This window comes from Bradyrhizobium sp. STM 3809, assembly GCF_000239795.1.
Taxonomy (GTDB): Bacteria; Pseudomonadota; Alphaproteobacteria; order Rhizobiales; family Xanthobacteraceae; genus Bradyrhizobium.
The window spans coordinates 1-5,571 of the sequence record NZ_CAFJ01000040.1 but is presented as its reverse complement, the minus strand read 5'-3'; the positions used below and the strand labels follow the sequence as shown (position 1 = coordinate 5,571).

Below are 5,571 nucleotides of genomic sequence, written 5' to 3'. Positions count from 1 at the left end.
GAGTAACCCGACCGACGAGCGGATCCATCTGGTGATCGCGACGCCTTGCTTCGGCGGACAGGTGTCGAGCATCTATGCAAGCTCGATCTTCGCCCTGCAGCGCGCGCTGCGCGCCACATCCAACGTCGACCTGACGGTCCATATGCGCGATGGAGACGCGCTGATCACCCGCGCCCGCGCCAATCTGGTCACGCTGTTCCTCAATGATCCCACGGCGACGCATCTGTTGTTCGTCGACGCCGACATCGGCTTCACCCCGAAGCAGGTGTTCCGGCTGATCGAGTCCGGCGGCGACATGGTGGCCGGTGTCTATCCGGTCAAGAAGGTCAACTGGACCAAGGCGCGCCGCGCCATTCACGACAACCGGATGGACGTGCCCGCGGCCTCGCTCGACTACGTGCTGGAGATCGAGAATCCCGATCACGTCGCGGTGGTCAACGGCTTCACCCGCGTGCGCTATGCCGGCACCGGCTTCCTGATGATCCGCCGCCGCGTCATCGAGGCGATGATCGCGCACCCGGCCTATGCGCCACTGCAGTTCTTTCGCGAGCATTCGCAGGACGCGCTGGCGGGCAGCCCGAACCGCTTCGCGCTGTTCGAATGCCTGATCGATCCGGAGACCGGCACCTATCTCAGCGAAGATTTCGCGTTCTGCAAGCGCTGGACCGACATCGGCGGCGAGATCTGGGCGGATCTCGACAGCCGGCTCGATCACGTCGGTCCGTCCGTCTTCCATGGCAATGTCGCCTCGCAATTCGCCTCGGCCATCGCGGTTCCCACCGCCGCCGCAGACGCCGCGTGACGATCGCATCATGACGCCGCCTGCGACCCGGCCGGAGCTTTCCACATCGTCCTTCGCCGTCATGCGAGGGCAGGGCACGGCAACCGGCCTGCGCGATCTGTTCGCGCTGCTCGGCGATCTCCTGATCGACGGCGGCGACAGCCGCCTGACGCTCGACCGGCCCTGGGGCCGCAATGCCTATGGCTGCCCACCATCACCCGCGCCGGATCTGCTCTGCTTCTCTTCGAGCACGGCCTCGCCGATCTCCGAGCGCGCCTATGCGCGGGTGGAGCTGGCGCGCGAGCGGCTGATGCATGCGGCGATCTCGCTCGGCGTGGACGAGGCGCTCGACCGCCGCATCGAGGAGATGCGCTGCGAGCTACGCAGCCATCTCGGACTGGCCGGCGACGTCGACGTCGTCTTCTCGCCATCGGGCACCGATTCCCAGCTCCATGCCCTGGCGCTGGTGCGCGCGCGGCTCGGCGACCACGTCACGAGCGTCGTCGTCGGCAGCGATCAGACCGGCAGCGGCACGGCTGCAACCGCGCGTGGGCAGCATTTCAACACGAAAACCGCGAGCGGCCTCTCTGTCCCCAGGGAAGCTCCGATCGACGGTCTTTCGGGAGAGGCGTTGTTCCTGCCGCTGCGCGATGGCGTATCGATGCGGCCGCGCAGTGACATCGACACCGCGGTGCTCGACACGGTCGCAGGCCTCGTCCGCGACGGACGCAATGTGCTGCTGCAGGTGATGGACGCCTCCAAGTTCGGCTGGCGCGCGCCGGGCCTGGCATGCCTCGACGAGGTGGCGCGGCGCTGGCCTGGTCATGTCCAGGTCGTCGTCGATGCCTGCCAGATGCGGCTCGGGGCACGGCGGCTGCGCGCCTATCTCGACCGCGGGCATCTGGTGCTGATATCCGGCTCGAAATTCTTCGGTGGTCCGGCCTTCAGCGGCGCCTTGCTCGTGCCGCACGCGGTGGCGTCGCGCGGCCATGCCGTGGCGTCCGGATTGCTCGACTACGTCAACCGCTGCGACTGGCCGCTGGCCTGGACCGATCTGCGGGCGCGCTCGGCACAGCGGGCCAATATCGGCCAGTGGCTGCGCTGGGAAGCGGCGATGGAGGAGATCGCGGCCTATCATGCGGTGCCCGAGGCGTTTCGCCGGATGGCGATCCGGCAGCTCGGGGAAGCGATCGAGAGCCTGCTGCTGCTGTCGCCGGTCCTGCGTCCGATCGCGACCCATGACGCGGCGGACGCGATGGAGGGCGAGTTCGCCGCTCCGACGATCTTCCCGTTCGCGCTTCAGCGCGACGGCCGACTGCTCGATCTCGGTGAGACGCAGGCGGTTTATCGCGCCCTCCAGCACGATCTCGGCAGCCGATTCAGCGGCCCCTCGGCCGCCGTCGCCGCGCGGCAATGCCTGATCGGCCAGCCGGTGCGGATCGAACGCGACAATGGGACGCCGGTCGCCGCGCTGCGGCTCTGCATCGGCGCGCGCCAGGTCACGGAGGCGTGGAGCGACGACATCACCGCCGCGCGCGTCAATCTCGAAGCCGACATCGATCGCATCGCAGATGTGGTCGCCAAGACGGAACTGCTCGTGTCGGATTTGAGCAGTCAGGATCTCAGGGACATCTGCCATGCCAACTGATTTGCTCGCGCTGGCCGACCTCGGCGCCGAATGTGCCGAGCGGATCGGCATGGCCAGGATCGCCAAGGCGGCCTTCGACGGCCAGGATCTGAAGCCGATGTGGGCGGTCCTGCTCGGCAAGCTGCTCGACGGCACTGCCACGCCGGGCGAGGGGCTCGATCTCGCGCTGGTCGCGCAGCTGATCGGAGAGAAATCCTCGGGGCTCGCGATCCAGCACGACGTTCTGCAGGCGCAGCAACTCTACCGCGTCGCGGGCAACAGCGCGCCGCCGCGTCTGCGCGTGCTCGCGCTGGCCGCGTCGACCGACATGGGCAGCAATACGCCGATCGAGTTCCTGCTCGAGGACACCGACATCGAGCTGATGCTGCTCTATGTCGTCCCGGGCGCCGAGCTGCCGTCGCCGTTGCCGGCGCACGACGTCGCCATCGTCATCGCTTCCGATTCCGAGGATTGCCAGCACGCCCTGCATGAGATCGATGCGGTCGCCGCGCGATGGCCGCGTCCGCTGCTCAACCCGCCGGAGCGGGTCTGGCATCTCGACCGCGACAAGCTGCACGCGTTGCTCGCCGGCATCGACGGGCTTTCGATCCCGGCCACCGTTCCGCTCGAGCGCGAGCGTCTGCTCGATGTCGCGGACGAGCGCGAGTCGATCGAGGACGTCGACGGCGCCCTCGGCTTTCCGATCATCATCCGGCCGCGCGGCTCGCATGCCGGCGTCGGCCTCGAGAAGGTGGAGGAGCCGATCGAGCTGTCGCTCTATCTCGACGAGCGCGACGAGCAGGAATTCTTCGTCTCGCGCTTCGTCGACTATGCGAGCGAGGACGGCCAGTTCCGCAAATACCGCATCGTGTTCGTCGACGGCGTGGCCTATGCGTGCCACATGGCGATCGCGCGGCGCTGGGACATCTGGTACCTCAACGCCGGCATGGCGGCGAGCGAAAGCAAGCGCCTCGAAGAGGCGACGTTCATGCAGACTTTCGACATCGGCTTCGGCCGCCGTCACCGCAGCGTGCTCGCGGCGATCGCCGAGCGCATCGGCCTCGACTATTTCATCATCGATTGCGCCGAGACCAAGGACGGCGCGCTGCTGGTGTTCGAGGCCGACAACACCGCGGTCGTGCACAACATGGACCCGCCGGACGTGTTCCCCTACAAGCCGCCGCAGATGCGCAGGATCTTCACGGCGTTCGCCGACATGATCGCCAAGCGCGCCGCCGCCGCGGCGGCGGAGCAGGCGGCGTGAGCGGGGAGACACGCGTCGTCCCGACGCTGCAGCCGCCCCGGACGCTCGATCCGCAGGACTGGACCGAGCTGCGCGCGCAGGGTCATCGCATGCTCGACGACATGATTGACTACGTCGCCGGCATCCGCGACCGTCCGGTCTGGCAGCCGATGTCGCAGGCGACACGGCAGCGCTTTCGCAGCCGGCTGCCGCACGCACCAACCGATCTCGCCGAGGTCTATCGGGATTTCAGCGAGCTCGTCGTCCCCCATGCCACCGGCAACGTGCATCCCGGCTTCATGGGCTGGGTGCATGGCGGCGGCACGGTGGTCGGCATGCTCGCGGAGATGCTGGCCGCGGGGCTGAACGCCAATCTCGGCGGCCGCGATCACGCGCCGATCGAGGTCGAGCGCGAGGTGGTCGACTGGACTCGGCAGCTGTTCGGCTTCCCGCAAGGCGCCAGCGGCCTGTTCGTCACCGGCACCTCCATGGCCAATCTGATGGCCGTGCTGGTGGCCCGCCGCGCGGCGCTCGGCGCCGCCGTTCGCAATGCGGGTGTGGGCGAGGCCGGCCGAAGCTTGCGCGCCTATACGTCGAAGGCCGCGCATGGCTGCATTGCCAAGGCGATGGACATCAGCGGGCTGGGCAGCGACGCGCTGCGCAGCATCGCCGTCGACGCCGCGCATCGCATCGACATCGCGGCGCTGCGGGCGGCTGTCGCGGCGGACCGCGCTGCGGGCCTGCATCCGTTTCTGGTCGTCGCATCCGCAGGAACCGTCGACATCGGCGCCATCGACGATCTCGCTGGCATCGCCGAACTATGCCGCAGCGAGGGGCTGTGGTTTCACGTCGACGGTGCGTTCGGCGCGCTGGCCATGCTGTCGCCGGAGCTCGCACCCAGGCTCGACGGCATCGCGCGGGCGGATTCGATCGCGCTCGACTTCCACAAATGGGGCCAGGTGCCCTACGACGCAGGCTTCCTGCTGGTGCGCGACGGCGACAAGCATCGTGACGCCTTCGCCGCGCCGGCCGCCTATCTGCGCCGTGAGACGCGCGGTCTTGCCGCCGGCGCCGAATGGCCCTGCGATCTCGGGCCTGATCTGTCGCGCGGTTTCCGGGCGCTGAAGACCTGGTTCACACTCAGGACGTTCGGCACCGATGCGCTCGGCGCCGTGATCGCGCGCAGCTGCGAGCTCGCGCGCTATCTGCAGCAGCGGGTGCGCGACGAGCCGGAGCTCGAGCTGCTGGCGCCCGTCAATCTGAACATCGTCTGCTTTCGCTACCGGTGCCAAGATGCCGACGCGGTCAACGGCGCCGTCGTCGCCGACCTTCACGAATCCGGCCTTGCTGCGCCGTCGACGACGATGCTGGAGGGCCGCTTGGCGATCCGCGCGGCGATCGTGAACCATCGTACCGACATGCGCGACATCGATCGGCTGATCGCTGCGGTCCTGGCGTTCGGCCGCCGGCGGACCGAAGGTCTTGCGCCGTTGATCGATGTCGATGCGCCGCCGCTTTCGCCCTGATGGTGAATCGCCTGGACTGTGCTGGGCGATGTTACCGTCACGAAGATGAATCGAGATGGTGGGCGGAAGCTTTCCGAAGTTGGTTGACGCGTGGTGAAGACGCCGGCGCGTGAATGAATCCGTCTGTCTTTTCAATGGGCGGCTTCACGGTCGCGCCGCGCGTCGGCGCTCGCCTCCGGCCTCTCCGAGCAATTGAACGGCGCGGGCGCCACAACCGCTTCAGCAATCGTTAGCCACTGCCATTCACCGTGACGCGCGCTCGCCCTCGCCAACATGCTGGCCTGGGCGGCACCCTGATCTCGAAGGGATCGGGCGTTTGTTTCACACCAGAAGGGTATGAAAATGTCAGGTATCGTCCTCTCGGCGTCGGTGCGCCAGAATCTGCTTTCGCTCC

The 5,571-nt window shown here is 67.9% G+C and carries 5 protein-coding genes; 4 read left to right on the top strand and 1 reads right to left on the bottom strand.

Annotated features, from left to right (window positions below; genetic code table 11):
• Positions 1-31: 31 nt before the first annotated feature.
• The 4 genes from BRAS3809_RS01780 to BRAS3809_RS01765 are packed head-to-tail and all read left to right on the top strand — an operon-like array spanning position 32 to position 5,177.
• A complete protein-coding gene (locus BRAS3809_RS01780; protein ID WP_008960390.1) occupies positions 32-802 on the top strand; it encodes a hypothetical protein in 771 nt (256 codons plus the stop codon).
• A 10-nt stretch (positions 803-812) separates the two neighbouring features.
• Complete coding sequence (locus tag BRAS3809_RS01775) at positions 813-2,429, top strand: hypothetical protein (RefSeq protein ID WP_008960389.1); 1,617 nt, start codon at positions 813-815, stop codon at positions 2,427-2,429.
• A gap of 49 nt (positions 2,430-2,478) precedes the next feature.
• The gene (locus tag BRAS3809_RS01770) at positions 2,479-3,672 is read left to right on the top strand and encodes an ATP-grasp domain-containing protein (RefSeq protein WP_008960388.1); all 1,194 of its coding nucleotides are present in this window, start codon (positions 2,479-2,481) and stop codon (positions 3,670-3,672) included.
• Positions 3,669-5,177 carry a pyridoxal phosphate-dependent decarboxylase family protein gene (locus tag BRAS3809_RS01765; protein ID WP_008960387.1) on the top strand — a complete coding sequence of 503 codons (1,509 nt, stop codon included), beginning with the start codon at positions 3,669-3,671 and terminating at the stop codon, positions 5,175-5,177. Before BRAS3809_RS01770 ends, BRAS3809_RS01765 begins: the two co-directional genes overlap by 4 nt.
• 131 nt (positions 5,178-5,308) lie before the next feature.
• On the opposite strand, the gene BRAS3809_RS36995 is transcribed toward BRAS3809_RS01765, so the two are convergent.
• Positions 5,309-5,571 (bottom strand): hypothetical protein (locus BRAS3809_RS36995; RefSeq protein ID WP_035654980.1); only part of this gene is annotated, 263 nt, incomplete at its 5' end.

What these genes read in the sequence shown, in the direction of transcription:
- BRAS3809_RS01775 (WP_008960389.1), top strand. Translation starts at nt 813, where the DNA reads ATGACGCCGCCTGCGACCCGGCCGGAGCTTTCCACATCGTCCTTCGCC.
- BRAS3809_RS01770 (WP_008960388.1), top strand. Translation starts at nt 2,479, where the DNA reads ATGGCCAGGATCGCCAAGGCGGCCTTCGACGGCCAGGATCTGAAGCCG.